The organism is Paraburkholderia sp. RL17-373-BIF-A, from assembly GCF_046030175.1.
Lineage (GTDB): Bacteria > Pseudomonadota > Gammaproteobacteria > Burkholderiales > Burkholderiaceae > Paraburkholderia.
Map to the genome: position 1 here is coordinate 175,232 of NZ_JARESO010000001.1, position 15,685 is coordinate 190,916.

General features: G+C 64.4%; 14 protein-coding genes. 10 read left to right on the top strand and 4 right to left on the bottom strand.

All coding sequences use genetic code 11. The features are described 5' to 3' along the window. The first annotated feature begins 135 nt into the window (after nt 1-135). From hutH to hutG, 7 genes are all read left to right on the top strand, one after another. On the top strand, nt 136-1,659 hold the full coding sequence (hutH, locus tag P0D80_RS00755) for a histidine ammonia-lyase (protein WP_207915640.1): 1,524 nt from the start codon (nt 136-138) through the stop codon (nt 1,657-1,659). A 21-nt stretch (nt 1,660-1,680) separates the two neighbouring features. After that, on the top strand, nt 1,681-2,376 hold the full coding sequence (gene hutC, locus P0D80_RS00760; RefSeq protein WP_012432558.1) for a histidine utilization transcriptional repressor HutC: 696 nt from the start codon (nt 1,681-1,683) through the stop codon (nt 2,374-2,376). Between the two features lie 62 nt (nt 2,377-2,438). Beyond that, on the top strand, nt 2,439-4,127 hold the full coding sequence (gene hutU / locus P0D80_RS00765) for a urocanate hydratase (protein WP_132375075.1): 1,689 nt from the start codon (nt 2,439-2,441) through the stop codon (nt 4,125-4,127). A gap of 17 nt (nt 4,128-4,144) precedes the next feature. After that, nucleotides 4,145-4,759: a HutD/Ves family protein gene (locus P0D80_RS00770; protein ID WP_408179331.1), complete on the top strand. Its 615-nt coding sequence runs from the start codon at nt 4,145-4,147 to the stop codon at nt 4,757-4,759. A gap of 97 nt (nt 4,760-4,856) precedes the next feature. Next, nucleotides 4,857-6,080 (top strand): imidazolonepropionase, encoded by a 1,224-nt coding sequence (hutI, locus tag P0D80_RS00775; RefSeq protein ID WP_408280248.1) that lies wholly within the window; start codon nt 4,857-4,859, stop codon nt 6,078-6,080. Nucleotides 6,081-6,088: 8 nt separating this feature from the next. Beyond that, nucleotides 6,089-7,495, top strand: coding sequence for a formimidoylglutamate deiminase (locus P0D80_RS00780; protein WP_408179314.1), 1,407 nt, complete (start codon nt 6,089-6,091; stop codon nt 7,493-7,495). A 76-nt stretch (nt 7,496-7,571) separates the two neighbouring features. After that, nucleotides 7,572-8,387 (top strand): N-formylglutamate deformylase, encoded by an 816-nt coding sequence (hutG, locus tag P0D80_RS00785; protein ID WP_408280252.1) that lies wholly within the window; start codon nt 7,572-7,574, stop codon nt 8,385-8,387. Between the two features lie 255 nt (nt 8,388-8,642). Here the strand turns inward: hutG and P0D80_RS00790 are convergent, their stop codons facing one another. Then, nucleotides 8,643-8,780 carry a hypothetical protein gene (locus tag P0D80_RS00790; RefSeq protein ID WP_165923849.1) on the bottom strand — a complete coding sequence of 46 codons (138 nt, stop codon included), beginning with the start codon at nt 8,778-8,780 and terminating at the stop codon, nt 8,643-8,645. Between the two features lie 335 nt (nt 8,781-9,115). On the opposite strand from P0D80_RS00790, the gene P0D80_RS00795 reads away from it, so the two are divergent. Then, nucleotides 9,116-9,781: a hypothetical protein gene (locus P0D80_RS00795; protein ID WP_132375071.1), complete on the top strand. Its 666-nt coding sequence runs from the start codon at nt 9,116-9,118 to the stop codon at nt 9,779-9,781. A gap of 27 nt (nt 9,782-9,808) precedes the next feature. Here P0D80_RS00795 and P0D80_RS00800 read toward each other — a convergent pair whose 3' ends face one another. Further along, the gene (locus P0D80_RS00800) at nt 9,809-10,369 is read right to left on the bottom strand and encodes a hypothetical protein (protein ID WP_408280256.1); all 561 of its coding nucleotides are present in this window, start codon (nt 10,367-10,369) and stop codon (nt 9,809-9,811) included. 108 nt (nt 10,370-10,477) lie between these two features. Between P0D80_RS00800 and P0D80_RS00805 the strand changes: the two genes are divergently transcribed. Next, on the top strand, nt 10,478-11,485 hold the full coding sequence (locus P0D80_RS00805) for a helix-turn-helix domain-containing protein (protein ID WP_408280259.1): 1,008 nt from the start codon (nt 10,478-10,480) through the stop codon (nt 11,483-11,485). Then, nucleotides 11,482-13,395, top strand: coding sequence for a DUF3857 domain-containing transglutaminase family protein (locus tag P0D80_RS00810; protein WP_408280261.1), 1,914 nt, complete (start codon nt 11,482-11,484; stop codon nt 13,393-13,395). The genes P0D80_RS00805 and P0D80_RS00810 overlap by 4 nt, the downstream gene beginning before the upstream one ends. 55 nt (nt 13,396-13,450) lie before the next feature. Here P0D80_RS00810 and P0D80_RS00815 read toward each other — a convergent pair whose 3' ends face one another. Both P0D80_RS00815 and P0D80_RS00820 read right to left on the bottom strand, forming a co-directional pair. Next, on the bottom strand, nt 13,451-14,602 hold the full coding sequence (locus P0D80_RS00815) for a branched-chain amino acid ABC transporter substrate-binding protein (protein WP_408179308.1): 1,152 nt from the start codon (nt 14,600-14,602) through the stop codon (nt 13,451-13,453). Between the two features lie 427 nt (nt 14,603-15,029). After that, a complete protein-coding gene (locus P0D80_RS00820) occupies nt 15,030-15,491 on the bottom strand; it encodes a hypothetical protein (protein WP_132375066.1) in 462 nt (153 codons plus the stop codon). Nucleotides 15,492-15,685: the final 194 nt, after the last annotated feature.

Genomic DNA, 15,685 nt, shown 5'->3' on the forward strand with positions numbered 1-15,685 from the left:
CGCAGTGGCAAGATCCAAGCCAAGCGTGCATCCCGCCCTAATGGAAACCCCTGGGGCAAAACCTCAAAAAACAAGTTGTATATACAAGCCGACGTCGCTAGACTTCTCTCAAATTGTATAGACAGGACGACAACCATGATGAATCTGAAGCCCGGCCACCTGACTCTTCCGCAACTGCGCCAGATCGCTCGCGAACACGTCGCGTTGCAACTCGATCCCGCCAGCCACGCCGCGATCGACGCTTGCGCGCAAGCCGTCGCCGATATCGCCGCGAAGGGCGAGCCGGCCTACGGCATCAACACGGGCTTCGGGCGCCTCGCCAGCACGCATATTCCGCATGACCAGCTCGAACTGCTGCAACGTAATCTGGTGCTCTCGCATGCCGTCGGCGTGGGTGAGCCGATGTCGCGTCCGGTCGTGCGTCTGTTGATCGCGCTGAAGCTGTCGAGCCTCGGCCGTGGTCATTCCGGCATCCGCCGCGAAGTGATGGAAGCGCTGATCACGCTGTACAACGCCGACGTGCTGCCGGTCATCCCGGTGAAGGGTTCGGTTGGCGCATCGGGCGATCTCGCGCCGCTCGCGCATATGTCGGCAACGCTGCTCGGCGTCGGCGAAGTGTTCGCGAAGGGCGAGCGTATGCCGGCCACCGAAGGTCTCGCGCTCGTCGGCCTCAAGCCGCTCACGCTGCAAGCCAAGGAAGGTCTGGCGCTGCTGAACGGCACGCAAGCTTCGACCGCGCTCGCGCTCTACAACATGTTCGCCATCGAAGACCTGTACCGCACCGCGCTGGTGTCGGGCGCGTTGTCGGTGGACGCGGCAATGGGTTCGGTCAAGCCGTTCGACGCGCGCATTCACGAACTGCGCGGCCATCAAGGTCAGATCGACGCGGCCGAGGCGTACCGCTCGCTGCTGCAAGGCTCGGGCATCAACGTCTCGCACGCCGATTGCGACAAGGTGCAGGACCCGTACAGCCTGCGCTGCCAGCCGCAAGTGATGGGCGCGTGTCTGGATCAGATGCGCCACGCCGCGAACGTGCTGCTGCTGGAGGCGAACGCCGTCTCCGACAATCCGCTGATTTTCCCGGACACCGGCGAAGTGCTGTCGGGCGGTAACTTCCACGCGGAACCCGTCGCTTTCGCCGCCGACAACCTCGCGCTCGCCGTCGCCGAAATCGGCGCGCTGGCCGAACGCCGCATCGCGCTGCTGATCGACGCGACGCTGTCGGGCCTCCCGCCGTTCCTAGTGCGCGATGGTGGCGTGAACTCGGGCTTCATGATCGCTCACGTCACGGCCGCCGCGCTCGCCTCGGAAAACAAGACGCTCGCGCATCCGGCTTCGGTCGACTCGCTGCCCACTTCCGCGAACCAGGAAGACCACGTGTCGATGGCGACGTTCGCTGCGCGCAAGCTCGGCGACATTGCTGAAAACACCGCGAACATTCTGTCGATCGAGTTGCTCGCCGCCGCGCAAGGCGTCGACCTGCGCGCGCCGCACAAGACCAGCCCGAGCCTGCAGAAAGTGATGGACGCGGTGCGCAAGGACGTCGCGCATTACGAGCTCGACCACTACTTCGCACCGGATATCGCGGCGGTCACGCGCCTCGTGCAGGACGGCACGATCGCGAAGCTGAGCCCGTTCTCCTTCGTGTCCGAACAGTAAGCCTCAACGCACATCAAGCCAATGAACGCACCGGCCTACCAGGGCATCAAGGACTTCATCCTCGCGCGCATTCATGCGGGCGAATGGGGTGAAGGCGACCAGGTGCCCTCCGAAAACGAGCTCGCGCGCGAATTCAACGTGGCGCGCATGACGGTCAACCGCGCGTTGCGCGAGCTGACCTCGGAACAGGTGCTCACGCGTGTGCAAGGGTCGGGTACCTTCGTGGCCCGTCCCAAGTACGAATCCACACTGGTGGCGATCCGCAGCATCTCCGACGAAATCGTCGCGCGCGGTCATCGTTATCAGGCGAACGTGCTGCACATCGGCGCGAGCATCGCCGACGAAGCGCTCGCCGAGGAAATGCAGGTGAGCGCGGGCAGTCCGGTGTTTCATTCACGTGTGCTGCATTTCGAAAACGACGAGCCGGTGCAACTCGAAGAGCGCTGGGTCAATCCGGCAGTCGCGCCCGAGTACGCGCTGCAGGACTTCACGAACACCACGCCGAATCAGTATCTCGTGCGTGTCGCGCCGTTGCAGCGGGTCGAGTACCGCATCGAGGCGCTGGCCGCTGATGGCGATACCCGCGAGTTGCTGACCATGGACGAACTCGAACCCTGCCTCGTGCTCCATCGGCGCACGTGGTCGCAAAGCCAGGTCGCTTCGATCGCCAATCTGTGGCATCCCGGCAGCCGATATCGCTTCACCGGACATTTCTGACAACGCCGTTTTTGCCGTACCCGAATCTTTTTCGACCATCTTCAAGCATTCCGAGGGCCATCATGAACAACCCGAAACACATCGACCCGCGTCTCGATCCCACCCGCACGATCCGCGCACCGCGCGGCGCGGAAAAGACCTGCAAGACATGGATCGCGGAAGCCGCGTACCGGATGATCCAGAACAATCTGGATCCGGAAGTCGCCGAGCATCCGCACGCGCTGGTCGTGTACGGCGGCATCGGCCGTGCCGCGCGCAACTGGGATTGCTTCGATCAGATTCTCAAGTCGCTGAAGGATCTTGAAGAAAACGAAACGCTGCTGATTCAATCGGGCAAGCCGGTCGGCGTGTTCCGCACGCATGCCGACGCGCCGCGCGTGCTGCTGGCGAATTCGAATCTGGTGCCGCATTGGGCGACGTGGGAACACTTCCACGAACTCGATCGCAAGGGCCTGATGATGTACGGCCAGATGACGGCGGGCAGCTGGATCTACATCGGCAGCCAGGGCATCGTGCAGGGCACCTACGAGACGTTCTTCTCGGTGGCGAACCAGCATTTCAACGGCGATCCTTCGGGCCGATGGATTCTGACGGGCGGCTTGGGCGGCATGGGCGGCGCGCAGCCGCTGGCGGCGACGATGGCCGGCTTCTCGATGATCGCGGTGGAATGCGACGAGACGCGTATCGATTTCCGTCTGAAGACGCGTTACGTCGACAAGAAAGCCGCGACGCTCGACGAGGCGCTCGCCATGCTCGAGGAAGCGAAGAAAGCAGGCAAGCCGGTGTCGATCGGCCTGCTCGGCAACGCAGCGGATGTGTTCGCCGAATGTGTGACGCGTGGCATCACGCCGGATTGCGTGACCGACCAGACCAGCGCGCACGATCCGATTCACGGCTACCTGCCGCAAGGCTGGAATGTCGAAGACTGGCGCGAGCGTCAGAAAACCGTGCCGGACAGCATCGTGCTGCCGGCCAAGCAGTCGATGGCCAAGCAGGTGCAAGCCATGCTGACGCTGCAGGAACGCGGCGCGGCCACGCTCGACTACGGCAACAACATCCGTCAGATGGCGCTGGAAATGGGCGTGGAAAACGCCTTCGATTTCCCTGGTTTCGTGCCGGCGTATATCCGTCCGCTCTTCTGCGAAGGCAAGGGCCCGTTCCGCTGGGTCGCGCTGTCGGGCGATCCGGAAGACATCTACAAGACCGATGCGAAGGTCAAGGAACTGATCCCCGACGATCCGCATCTGCACAACTGGCTCGACATGGCGCGCGAACGTATCGCGTTCCAGGGCTTGCCGGCACGGATCTGCTGGGTCGGCGTGAAGGATCGCTATCGTCTGGGCCAGGCGTTCAACGAGATGGTCAGGAATGGCGAGCTGAAGGCGCCGATCGTGATCGGCCGCGATCACCTCGACACCGGTTCGGTGGCGAGCCCGAATCGCGAAACGGAATCGATGAAGGACGGCTCGGACGCGGTCAGCGACTGGCCGCTGCTCAACGCGCTGCTGAATACGGCGGGCGGTGCCTCGTGGGTCTCGCTGCATCATGGCGGCGGAGTCGGCATGGGCTTCAGCCAGCACTCGGGCGTCGTGATCGTCGCGGACGGCACGGATGCGGCGAAAGAACGCCTCGGCCGCGTGCTGTTCAACGATCCTGCCACCGGCGTGATGCGTCACGCGGATGCGGGTTATGAACTCGCGCAGGAAACGGCGCGCGAGGCAGGTCTCAATCTGCCGATGCTGGGCCGTTGAGCGTGACGCTTCACAGCATGCATGTCGGCAGCGGGGCAAGCCTCACGCTGATTCGCGGCGCCGACCTCGTGGCGGCGCCGTGGAAGAACGGCGGCGGCGTCACGCGCGAAGTGGCGGCGTTTCCCGAAGGCGCGGGGCTCGATGCTTTCGTGTGGCGGTTGAGCGTTGCCGATGTCGCGCAAGCCGGGCCGTTCTCGCGCTTTGCGGGTATCGATCGCACGCTCGTGTTGTTATCCGGCGCGGGCATGTTGCTCGATGAAGCGGATAGCGCGCACGGTATGAAGACGCACGCGTTGACGCAAGCGCTCGACATAGCCCGTTTCACCGGCGAGGCGCAGATCGACGCGCGTCTGGTCGATGGCGCGACACGCGACTTCAACCTGATGGTGCGGCGTAACGCGGCGCAGGGTGAACTGGAAGTATGGCGCGGCGTAACGCAACGCACGCTTTCCGCCGACGCGGTCCTGCTGTATTGCGCGGAAGGCTCAGTATTGGTCAAACCGGGCGATTGCGAACCGCTGTCGCTCGCAACCGGCGACACGCTGCGCATCGACACGCCAAACGCGCTGTCATGCACGGTCGAAGGCGCGGGCGCGTTGCTCGCAATCAGCATCCGCTACACGCAACGATGACGACGATTCGCGTGCGTGCTCGCCGCTTATGTCACAGCAGTCACGGCACGCGCACGCGAACCACCACAGACACGCAACAAGCTGCAAAGAGCACGCGATGAAGCAAACCGTCTGGCATCACCTGAAACTTTGCCCGCAGGGCGATCCCCAACATACGCTGCCCGATGCCGCGATCGCCGTTGAAGACGGCACGATCGTGTGGCTCGGCGCGGCTTCCGCATTACCCGCCGAATACGCCGCATGGCCGCGCGAAGATCTGCACGGTGCGTGGGTGACGCCGGGTCTCGTCGATTGCCATACGCATCTCGTGTACGGCGGTCAGCGCGCGGACGAATTCGCGCAGCGCCTCGCGGGCGTCAGCTACGAAGAAATCGCGCGGCAGGGCGGCGGTATCGTCTCCACGGTGCGCGCCACGCGTGCCGCGGACGAAGCCTCGCTGTTCCGTCAGTCGGCTGCGCGGCTCGAACCCTTGCTCGCCGAAGGCGTAACCACCGTCGAGATCAAATCCGGCTACGGCCTCGACCTCGCCAGCGAGCGCAAGATGTTGCGCGTCGCGCGTCAATTGGGCGAGCGCTATCCCGTCACCGTGTACACGACGTTTCTCGGCGCGCATGCGTTGCCGCCCGAGTTCGCCGGCCGCGCCGACGCGTACATCGACGAAGTCTGCAACACCATGCTGCCCGCGCTCGCCGGCGAAGGTCTCGTCGACGCGGTCGACGTGTTCTGCGAGCGCATCGGTTTTTCGCTGGAACAAAGCGAGCGCGTCTTCGAAGCGGCAGAGCGCTACAAGCTGCCGGTGAAAATGCACGCCGAGCAGTTGTCGAACGGCGGCGGCACGGCACTCGCGGCGCGCCATCATGCGCTCTCCGCCGACCACCTCGAATTTCTCGACGAAGCCGGCGTTGTCGCGATGAAGGAAGCCGGCACGGTGGCCGTGCTGTTGCCGGGCGCGTACTACTTCATCCGCGAGACGCAGTTGCCGCCTTTGGAATTGCTGCGGCGCTATCAGGTGCCGATCGCGATTTCGACCGACAGCAACCCCGGCACGTCGCCCGCCACCTCGCTGCTGCTGATGATGAACATGGCCACCACGCTGTTCCGCATGACCGTGCCCGAAGTGCTACAAGGCGTGACGTCGCACGCGGCGCGCGCGCTCGGCAAGGCGGATCGGCACGGCTCGCTGGAAGCGGGACGCGCGGCCGATTTCGCGGTGTGGTCGGTCGATTCGTTGGCCGAGCTGGCTTACTGGATTGGACGTCCGCTGTGCGCGCGAGTCGTGCGCGCGGGCGAGACCGTTTATACGCGGCGTGAATTGAGCTAGGGCCTGAGATGACTGAACCGCACAAGCAATCGAATCAATCGCTGTTCGCCGAGCACGCATACCTGCCGGATGGCTGGCGCCGCAACGTGCTGCTGGAGTGGGACGCAAACGGCACGCTCACCGCCGTCACACCCGATACGTCGACGCCGCCCGCCGGCGTGCAGAAGGCTGCTGGTCCGGTACTGCCCGGCATGCCGAATCTTCATTCGCACGCGTTTCAGCGCGCGATGGCCGGGCTCACCGAATATCGCGCATCCGGCGCCGGCGCGACGGATAACTTCTGGAGCTGGCGCGATCTGATGTATCGCTTTGCCGCACGCATCACGCCGGAAGGCCTGGCGAGCGTCGCGCAATGGCTGTACATTGAAATGCTGAAGGCGGGCTATACGTCGGTGTGCGAGTTCCACTACGTGCATCACACGCCCACCGGCAGCCGGTACGCGAACCAGGCCGAACTCGCGCAACGCGTGGTGGATGCTGCGTCGGCGAGCGGCATCGGCATGACGATGCTGCCGGTGCTGTATCAGTACAGCGGCTTCGGTGCGCGCGCGCCGCGTGAGGATCAGCAGCGTTTCATCAACACGCCGGACAGTCTGCTCGATCTGCTCGGCACGTTGCGCGCGGCGCGCCCCGAAACTGCCGCGTTGCGTTATGGCGTGGCGCCGCATTCGCTGCGCGCCGTATCCGCGGATTCGTTGCGTGCGTTACTCGGTGGAATCGAGGACACGGCGCCCGTTCATATTCATATCGCCGAGCAAACCGCTGAAGTCGATGCCTGCCTCGAAACCGAAGGCTCGCGCCCGGTGCAATGGCTGCTGGATCGTTTCGATGTCGACAGCCGCTGGTGCCTCGTGCACGCCACGCACGTCGATGCGAACGAAACGCTGGCGCTCGCGAAAAGCGGCGCGGTCGCCGGTTTGTGCCTGACTACTGAAGCCAATCTCGGCGACGGCATTTTTCCGGCGCAGGAGTATCTCGACGCGAACGGGCGCATCGGCGTGGGCTCGGATAGCCATATCGGCGTCGACTGGCGCGCGGAGCTGCGTTTGCTCGAATACGGCCAGCGTCTCACGCGCCGGCAGCGCAACGTACTGGCGTCGGCGCAAGCCACGCACGTCGCCGATCGTCTCTTCGACGCCTCGCTCGAAGGCGGCGCGCGCGCGACGGGCCGAGCGGTCGGCGCGCTGCAAGCCGGCCGCCGCGCCGATTGGCTGGTGCTCGACGCGGATCATTCGAGCATCGCCGAGCATGCGCCGAACGCGTGGCTCTCGGGCGTTGTATTCTGCGAGCATGGCGAAACGCCGATTCGCGACGTTTACGCGGGCGGCGACAAGGTCGTCGACAACCGCAGGCATCGCGATGAAGAGGGCGCGTACGCGCGCTATCGCGTGGCGCTGGCGGACCTGCTCAAATGAATGACGCGCCGACTTGCCGGCGCGCCTCGCATGAGTTGCTGAACCGATCCTTCGATCCTATCGATTCCGGACTGACATGACTGCTTCGAACACTCCGCCGGTTTTCTCACTGCATCGGGGAAGCCTGCCGTTCCTCATTTCGATTCCGCATCTGGGTACGCAAATCCCGGCCGACATCGCGGCGACGATGACATCCGTCGCGCAGCGCACCGACGATTGCGACTGGCATCTGGACCGTCTCTATGCGTTCGCGAAACGCATGGGCGCGTCGATTCTCGCGCCCACCTACGCGCGCTATGTGATCGACCTGAACCGTCCGCCCGACGGCGCGAATCTCTATCCGGGCCAGGACACGACCGGCCTGCTGCCGGTCGATACGTTCGACAAGGAGCCGTTGTACCTGGATGGCCATCTGCCGGACGAGGCTGAAGTCGCGCGCCGTCGCGAGGCTTACTGGAAGCCTTACCACGAGGCGCTGCAAGGCGAACTCGCGGCGCTGAAAGCGAAACACGGCAAGGTGCTGCTGTGGGAAGCGCATTCGATCCGCTCGCATGTGCCGCGTTTTTTCGAGGGACGTCTGCCCGATTTCAACTTCGGCACCTCGAATGGCGCGAGCGCGGTGGCCGGATTGGCCGAGGATATGGCTGCTATTGTCGAGCGACACGACGGCGGCTATACGGCGGTTGCCAACGGCCGCTTCAAGGGCGGCTATATTACGCGCGAGTATGGCCAGCCGTCGCAAGGCGTGCATGCCTTGCAACTCGAACTCTCGCAGATCACGTATATGGAAGAGCATATGCCATATGCGTATGACGAAACGCTGGCCGCGAAAGTCGAGCCTCTGCTGGAAGCGCTGGTCGTGAAGGCATTGGAGCGCGTCAAGACGGCGTGACGCCGCGCGTCATCTTCTCTTCTTTTCCACGCGATTCACGGCGCCGCGCAAGTTGCTCGGCGCCGTGCGCGCGTCGGCCGACACCGCAAAGGTGTAACAGCATGTGTCCGTGATTGCATGCTGTCGTTTTCGCGCAGAACGTATATAGCGCGTTGAAGAAATCTGCCTGCTCCGCGCCGACTCGATGGCGAAAAAAAGCCCCGCCTGTAGCGGGGCTCTACGATGTGCCGTGCCGGTCAGAGCGTGGCACCGCCATTAATGGCAGCGTTTTTCCCAGTGATGATGAACGCGCACCTTGTGGCACTCGGGATGATGATGCTCATAAGCTTGTGCGGGAGCGATGGCGCTCAGGGCTGCAACGGCTGCGGCGATGGCGAGGACGATCTTCTTCATTACAAAATCCTTAAATCAGTGTTGGGGTACTAACGGTGCAGCACGGGGCGTGCCGTAACCGCCTGCAAGCATGCCACATCGCGAGGGCAGAGCGGAGGAACGCTGAACAAATGCAGATGTCAATTCACAACGACGATCGTCGCGAGCCGCCACCGGCAATGGATAGCGGGCAATGGTGCGCAATGGCGCAGTGGCGTGTAATTACGACATATCGCCGCTCACGCAATGGCATACCGGGATTGCGCGCCATGCGGTGATGCGTCTACCCTTTCAATACGATAACGCGCGAGTGGCGCGTGATCTCTACATCGGGCAAAAAGATGGAAGACCCAGCGATGGAAGATTCCGACGAATTGCTGCTCCCGGTCTGGCGAGCAAACCTGGTGCTGTTGACCCGCGAGGTCGGCGCGGCGACGCGACTCGCGCGCATGATGACCTTCTCCGCGAGCTATCTGAAACTGATGTTGTCCGGCCAGCGCGAATTCAGCGAGGAATTCGTGCGGGGCATCGAAGCGGTCACCGGCTTGCCGGGCGGCTGGATGAACGTGCCGCACACCGAGCACGACATCCCGCCCAACGCGCGTGAGGCGATCGACAACGAACAGCCGCTCGCGCGGTTTCGCGGTACGGCGCATCCGGTGAGAAAGAAGACGGTGCTGCGGCCGCCCGAGCCGATTTTCGGCCAGCCGGGGCCGGCCAAACGCGTCGAGGAAGAAATCCTCGACGCGGAAGCGCATCGGCGTCAGGCGCACTTTCGCAAGGTCCGCGACGTGGCGATTCAGGACGTGCGGCGTTTCGAGCGGCATCTGACTCACGCGCCGGTGGAGCTGGCGACGATGCGTGCCAAGGTGGAAGACGTGATCGCCGCCGCCGATCTCGACGACCCGATCCAGGCGGACCTCGCGGGACGGCTGGAGCAGATCGAAAAGCATCGGCATCTGCTGCTCAGGCACGTGGAGCGATTGCAGGCTTTGCTCGGGCAACTCGGCGAAACGGAGTGATGCAGCGAGGCGCGAGCTGGCGCTCGCTTACGTGGGCTGAGAGGAGCTCCTGCGGCGAGCGTGAAACTCGGCCTCGAGCGTCCACGTCACGCCGTCCTGTGCAAGCGCCACGCCGGTCCAACGGAACGAATCCGGCGTGATGTCGGTGAAGTTCCATCGAATCGGCGTGCCGTCGGCGTGTGTGCCGATCTGCACGAGATGCTCGCCGATGCGGCGGCCCACCAACTCGTCACGCTGACCGGTCCGCGGATTGAGGTACGTGACCCGCCATGCCCGCAGCGCCGGGTCCCAGACACGCAAGGTCGTGCCGTACATCCCGTCGCCGGGCGTCGGCGTGTCGCGTTGTGCGGCGAGCGGCGGCATGATCCAGACGTCCTGCACGGCGCGGCCTTCCAGCACCCAGCCGAAATGAATTTCGCCGCGACGGCGCGCGCTGCCCAGGTCGACGCGGTAATGCACCACGTCCATGTCCCAACTGCCGATCAGCCAGCCGTAGAGGTCGTCGGCGGCGTCGATGTCCGCGGCGCGCGCGGGCGCGCTCAGGGCGGCGTGAAAGCCGCTGTCCAGGTTGTACTCCAGCCGGTTCATCGTGTGTGCTCCTTCGGTGCATAGTGGGATCGGCATCGGCGGAGCCAACGGAAACGCGCCGGCCGCCGATGTGCTAAAACCACGATACGGACTCAGCCGAGGTGCATCTTGGGGAAAATTGCCGTCACGCTGCAACAGGCGCTGGCCCGCCGCGAACAGGAAGGCGCGCGCGGCGGCACGTCGGCGCGCGCGCTCGCCGGGGGCGCAGGGTGGCGCGTCGAGGATGTGTTGTGCACCTTCGGCCCGCGCGACCAGCCGTTCGAAGAGCGGCACGACGGCGTGTGCATCGCGATGGTGGTGGCGGGTTCGTTCGCTTACCGCGCGGCGACCGGCCGCGAGTTGCTCACGCCCGGCGCGCTGCTGCTCGGCAACACGGGTGATTGCTTCGAGTGCGGGCATCGGCATGGCGCCGGCGACCGTTGCATCGCGTTTCACTATGCGCCGGCGTACTTCGAACGGCTTGCCGCGGATGCGGGGCTGGCGCGCGGCAATCTGCAATTCAAACGCGCGCGTTTGCCGTCGCTGCGTGCGTTGTCGCCGTTGATCGCGCGTGCATGTGTCGGTGCTGGTGGTGCAACTGGGGGTGAAGTTGGAGCCGATCCAGGTGCAGGTTCTGCTGTCGGCGCTGGAGCTAATGCCGGTGCTAGTGCTGGTGCTAGTGCTGGTGCCGGCGTAAGCGGCTCTGCCGCAACAGCATGGGACGAACTCACCGTCGAACTGGCCGCCAGGACGCTGCAAGCGGCCGGCGCCTTGACGCGTCCCGCTGCGCCCGCTAGCGCCACGGCCTGTTCGCGCGTCGCGCAGACCGTGCGGCTGATCGACGACACGCCCGGCGCGCCGCATTCGCTCGCGAGCCTCGCGGCCGCCGCGGGCTTGAGCGAGTTCTACTTTCTGCGCACGTTCCAGCGCGTGACCGGCGTGACGCCGCATCAATACCTGTTACGGGCGCGCTTGCGCGCCGCGGCACTGCGTCTTCAGGACGGCGGCGCGAAGGTCGTCGATATCGCGTTCGATTGCGGCTTCAACGATCTGTCGAATTTCAATCACGCGTTTCGCGCGGAGTTCGCTTCGAGTCCGCGAGCCTGGCGCGCGCGGGGCAGGGCGCGGCGCACATGACGCGCTGCGTGGCCTTTTTTCTCAGGCTGGCCTGCGGGTCGGCACTGGGCGTATGCCTCGCCGCCAGCGCGTTCGCCGACGACAGCGCGTCCGCCACATCCGGCGACGATCGCGCGCCTTCCACGATCGAGCGCGACGTCCATCTCTTCACGATCCAGAAAGACGGCTCCGTCGAGGAACACGACGACACCGTCCTGCGCGCCAACACCACGAGCGGCGTCGACGATATCGCGCAACGCTACGTGTGGTTCAACAAGGACATCGAGCAGGTGCAGTTGCTGGCCGCCGAGACGATCGACCTGGACGGCGTCGCGCATCCGGTCGGTCCCGAGGCGATTCGCGACGTGCAGGAGCCGCGCTCGGCAGGCGCGCCGAGTTTCGAAGACGGCGTGTTGCGCACGGTGATTTTCCCTGGCGTGGAGCCGGGCTCGCGCGTGCATCTGGCGTTTCGCAAGACGCGCACGAAGCCCTTGCAGGCGGGCACCTTCGCGTATCTCGTCGAACCGACGCGCGACCCCGTCGAACTGCAGCGCCTGATTTTCGATCTGCCCGTCGACGTGCCGCTCTACGCCGACGCGCGCGGCTACGTCGCCGTGCCGCCGGTCACGGCAAACGGCCGTACCCGCTACGAGTTCGACTATCAGCACGGGCCGTATGCGCCGCTCGAAGCGGGCGCGGTCGGCTACGCGAACTGGGGCGACCGCCTGATGGTGTCGACGGTGCCGGACTTTGCGAGTTTTGCGGCGCGCTATCGCGGGCCCGCAGCCGACGCAACGGCGAGCGATCCGGCGATTGCCCGCTTCGCGCAAGCGCTGACCGCCGGCACCGACGATCCGCGCGTGAAAGCGCAACGGCTATACGACTGGATGCGTTTGAATATCCGCTACGTCGCCTTGTTTCTCGGCGAAACGGCGGCGATTCCACACAAGGCGACCGACATCCTGCGCAATCGTTACGGCGACTGCAAGGACCACGTCGCGCTCTACGGCGCGATGCTGGCCGCGGTCGGCATCCGTAGCGAGGCGGTGCTCCTCAATCTCGGCCCGTACTACAGTTTGCCGGACGTGCCCGGCTACGGCACAAGCGCGATCAATCACGCGATTATCTGGATTCCTGAGTTGTCGTTGTATGCGGATACGACGGCGGGCGGCACGGCTTTCGGTTATCTGCCGCCGAGCGTGATGGACCGGCCAGTGTTGCTGGTCGGCGAGGGCGAGCTGTCGCGCACGCCGGCCACGCAGTTGCGAGAGCGCAGCGCGCGCGTGCAGATCGACATCGGCGAAAGCGGGGCGGCGAATTACGCTTACCGCGCGGAGGACGCGGGATTTACCGCCGAGATCGAGCGCAACACGTTCCGGCGCGCGACGCGGCAACGTACGCAGCAGATCGCCGCGAACCGTCTTTTGCAGACGGGTTTGCACGGCACAACGCAATTGCGCACGGCGGAGCTCAGCGCCACGAATGGACCGTTCTCCACGTCGATGCAGGGAAAAGTGGAGCATTTCGTGTGGACCGACGGCACCACGGCGATACCGGCCTTGACGAGTTTTTCCGGCGGCATGGGCTCGCAGGTGCAGGCGTGGCTCGCGGAGCCCGCAAGGACTCAGCCGTGGACGTGCATCGGCGGAGAGTTCGACGAGACCTTGGAAATGACGCTGCCGCGCTTCGTACGGGTGACGGATTTGCCGTCCGACACCGCGGTGCAAAACCGCTTTCTGACCTTTTCATCCAGCTATGTCTACGATCCGGCCGCGCGGGTCTTGCAGGTCAGGCGGCACCTGCGCGCCGCCTTTGGTCATCAGATGTGTTCAGCAAGTGAATTCGCCGAGCTGCACGACGATCTGGTTCGAATCGAACGGGATCTCGAGGCCGAACTGGTGGTCAAGGTCGCCAATTCGAAGAACCCGTAGCGATTCCGCCGGCACGGGCGCAAGCATTAACACCCGTGCCGGGACCAGAAGTCGCCTAACTCCCGCTCTTGGTCACGATGGGCACCCACGCTCCATTTTTGACCTGATAGAGCGTCGATGCGCCGCTCTTCAACGCGCCGGTGTTGTCGAAGGAAATCTTGCCGGTCACGCCTTCGAAATCGATGGCCTTCAGCGCGGGCCGGTAGTCGTTCGGCGAGATGGACTTGGCCTTCTGCATCGCCTTGATCGCGGCCCATGCGCCGTCATAGCCGAACGGCGCATAGGACAGGATATCCACCCCGAAGCGCTTCTTGAACTTCGAGGAGAAATCCTTGCCGCCAGGCAGCTGCGCGAGTGGCCGTCCGTATTCCCAGGCCATCACGCCTTCAGCGGAATCGCCGGCGAGCTTGATGAAATCCTGATCCATCACGCCGCCGCCGCCCACCAGTTGCGCGTTCATGCCCAGCTGCTTCATGCGCTTGGCAAAGCCCGCGGCCTGCGTGTCCAATCCGCCGAAGAAGATCAGATCCGCATTGGTCGATTTGATCTTGGTGATCTGCGTGCTGAAGTCGACCGCCTTGTTGTCGGTGTACTCACGCGTCACGATGTTGCCGCCGTGCGCTTTCACCGCTTTCTCGAACTCGTCGGCCTCGCCCTGGCCGAACGCGGTCCGGTCGTCGATGATCGCGATGCGTTTGGCCTTGGTCACTTCCACGGCATACACGCCCGCGTTGCCGGCGTTCTGCGCGTCGGTGGAAATCACCATGAAGGTGTTCGCGAAGCCGCGTCCGGTGATGATCGGATTGGTGGCGGCCGGGTCGATCACCGGAATGCCGGCCTGCTCGTAGACCTGCGAAGCCGGAATCGTCGTGCCCGAGTTGAAGTGGCCCACCACGGCCGACACACCCGCGTCGACCAGTTTCTGCGCGGCCTGCACGCCGATGCGCGGGTCGGCCTGGTCGTCTTCGGAGACGATCTGGAATTGGGCCACCTTGTCGCCGATCTTGATCTTTTGCGCGTTGGCCTCTTCGAGTGCGAGCCGGACGCCGTTCTCCAGGTCCTTGCCGTAGCCGGCGTTGGCTCCGGTCAGCGGCGCGGCGAAGCCGACCTTCACCGGCAGATCGTCGGCGTAGCTGGCCGGCGGCACGATGGCGAAGATAGCGCCAACGAACAGGGCAAGCGGTTTCAGCGTGTAGCGAAGACTCATGGTCTCTCCTTCCATCGACAGTTTCAGGTTGTGAAAGCGGCAAGGCAGTAACGCTGGATCGACGCGCAAGCATGGACTTCCCATGGCGCGCATCGAGAGACTACGGATGATCGGTCGCTTTGAACAATGCGGGAATGCGCGCACTTGTGCGCATTTGCGTTTAAGCGTCGGTCAATCTGGCGCGAATATAGAAAGCCAATTTGCCGTCGTCTTGGCAGTTCGAGGCACTTTGAATGAGCATTTCGGCATAGCCGGCGCAGCGCGTTCGCTGGCGGCGTGTCCGCGCCGGCGCGCGGGTGCGGATTGCGGCATATGCTTAAGAGACCGGCGCGAGCGCGCCGGCCGTGTGACTGTGGCAAAGCGGCGGGAGTGAATCCGCGCGCCATGCGCCGAGGTCAAGCCTCGTTGTGAGCTTAAAACCAGGCGCTCAATGCTCGCCTTGCTGGCGCAACAACTCTTCGCGCAGACGCAGCAGTGGCGCCTTGGTGTCGTCGTCGGCCCAGGTGTCGAGATCGTCGAGGGCGCGCTGGCAGCCGTCGAGCACCAGGTCGAGGTCCACCGGCACGCCGTTGTTCAGCGCGAACTCGATGGTCTCGGCGAACTGCTGGCACTCGTCCTCGCCGTACGAGATGTCGAGGTTGTCGGCGATCACTTCGGCGATATTGCTGCGCGCCTTGTCGTCCGGCGTCACCATGTCGACGATGCCGCGCGCCACGGCCGGCGAGTAGTACAGCGCGATGTCGAGCCACTGCGCGGGATCGAAGTCGGCCTGGTCGAACTGGCTCTCGAAGAACTCGATCGCTTCCTGTTCGTGCGCCTCGTCGGCATCGACGCTGATGCACAACTGTTCAAAAAATTCTTCCCGCTCGCTGCGGATATAACCGTCCATCGATGCCTCGTCTGCTGAATGCCGGATGCCTGAAAAATGCGGTGTGGGCTGGCAGGTGCCTCGTCCACGCGGCACGCATTATAGGACGGGCGGCTGACAGCGAGCATCTTGCATGGGACCGGAGTCTGCACGCAAGCGCCGAACTCTGGTCGACAGCCGAGCGACGCGGCGCGAATCGGCTGGTCACGTGGCGC

Excerpts from the sequence above, each read along its gene's own strand:
- P0D80_RS00820 (WP_132375066.1), bottom strand. The coding sequence starts at position 15,491 with ATGGACGGTTATATCCGCAGCGAGCGGGAAGAATTTTTTGAACAGTTG.
- P0D80_RS00795 (WP_132375071.1), top strand. The coding sequence starts at position 9,116 with ATGGAAGATTCCGACGAATTGCTGCTCCCGGTCTGGCGAGCAAACCTG.
- hutG (WP_408280252.1), top strand. The coding sequence starts at position 7,572 with ATGACTGCTTCGAACACTCCGCCGGTTTTCTCACTGCATCGGGGAAGC.
- P0D80_RS00780 (WP_408179314.1), top strand. The coding sequence starts at position 6,089 with ATGACTGAACCGCACAAGCAATCGAATCAATCGCTGTTCGCCGAGCAC.
- hutU (WP_132375075.1), top strand. The coding sequence starts at position 2,439 with ATGAACAACCCGAAACACATCGACCCGCGTCTCGATCCCACCCGCACG.
- P0D80_RS00800 (WP_408280256.1), bottom strand. The coding sequence starts at position 10,369 with ATGAACCGGCTGGAGTACAACCTGGACAGCGGCTTTCACGCCGCCCTG.
- hutC (WP_012432558.1), top strand. The coding sequence starts at position 1,681 with ATGAACGCACCGGCCTACCAGGGCATCAAGGACTTCATCCTCGCGCGC.
- hutH (WP_207915640.1), top strand. The coding sequence starts at position 136 with ATGATGAATCTGAAGCCCGGCCACCTGACTCTTCCGCAACTGCGCCAG.
- P0D80_RS00790 (WP_165923849.1), bottom strand. The coding sequence starts at position 8,780 with ATGAAGAAGATCGTCCTCGCCATCGCCGCAGCCGTTGCAGCCCTGAGC.
- P0D80_RS00770 (WP_408179331.1), top strand. The coding sequence starts at position 4,145 with ATGCATGTCGGCAGCGGGGCAAGCCTCACGCTGATTCGCGGCGCCGAC.
- P0D80_RS00810 (WP_408280261.1), top strand. The coding sequence starts at position 11,482 with ATGACGCGCTGCGTGGCCTTTTTTCTCAGGCTGGCCTGCGGGTCGGCA.
- P0D80_RS00815 (WP_408179308.1), bottom strand. The coding sequence starts at position 14,602 with ATGAGTCTTCGCTACACGCTGAAACCGCTTGCCCTGTTCGTTGGCGCT.
- hutI (WP_408280248.1), top strand. The coding sequence starts at position 4,857 with ATGAAGCAAACCGTCTGGCATCACCTGAAACTTTGCCCGCAGGGCGAT.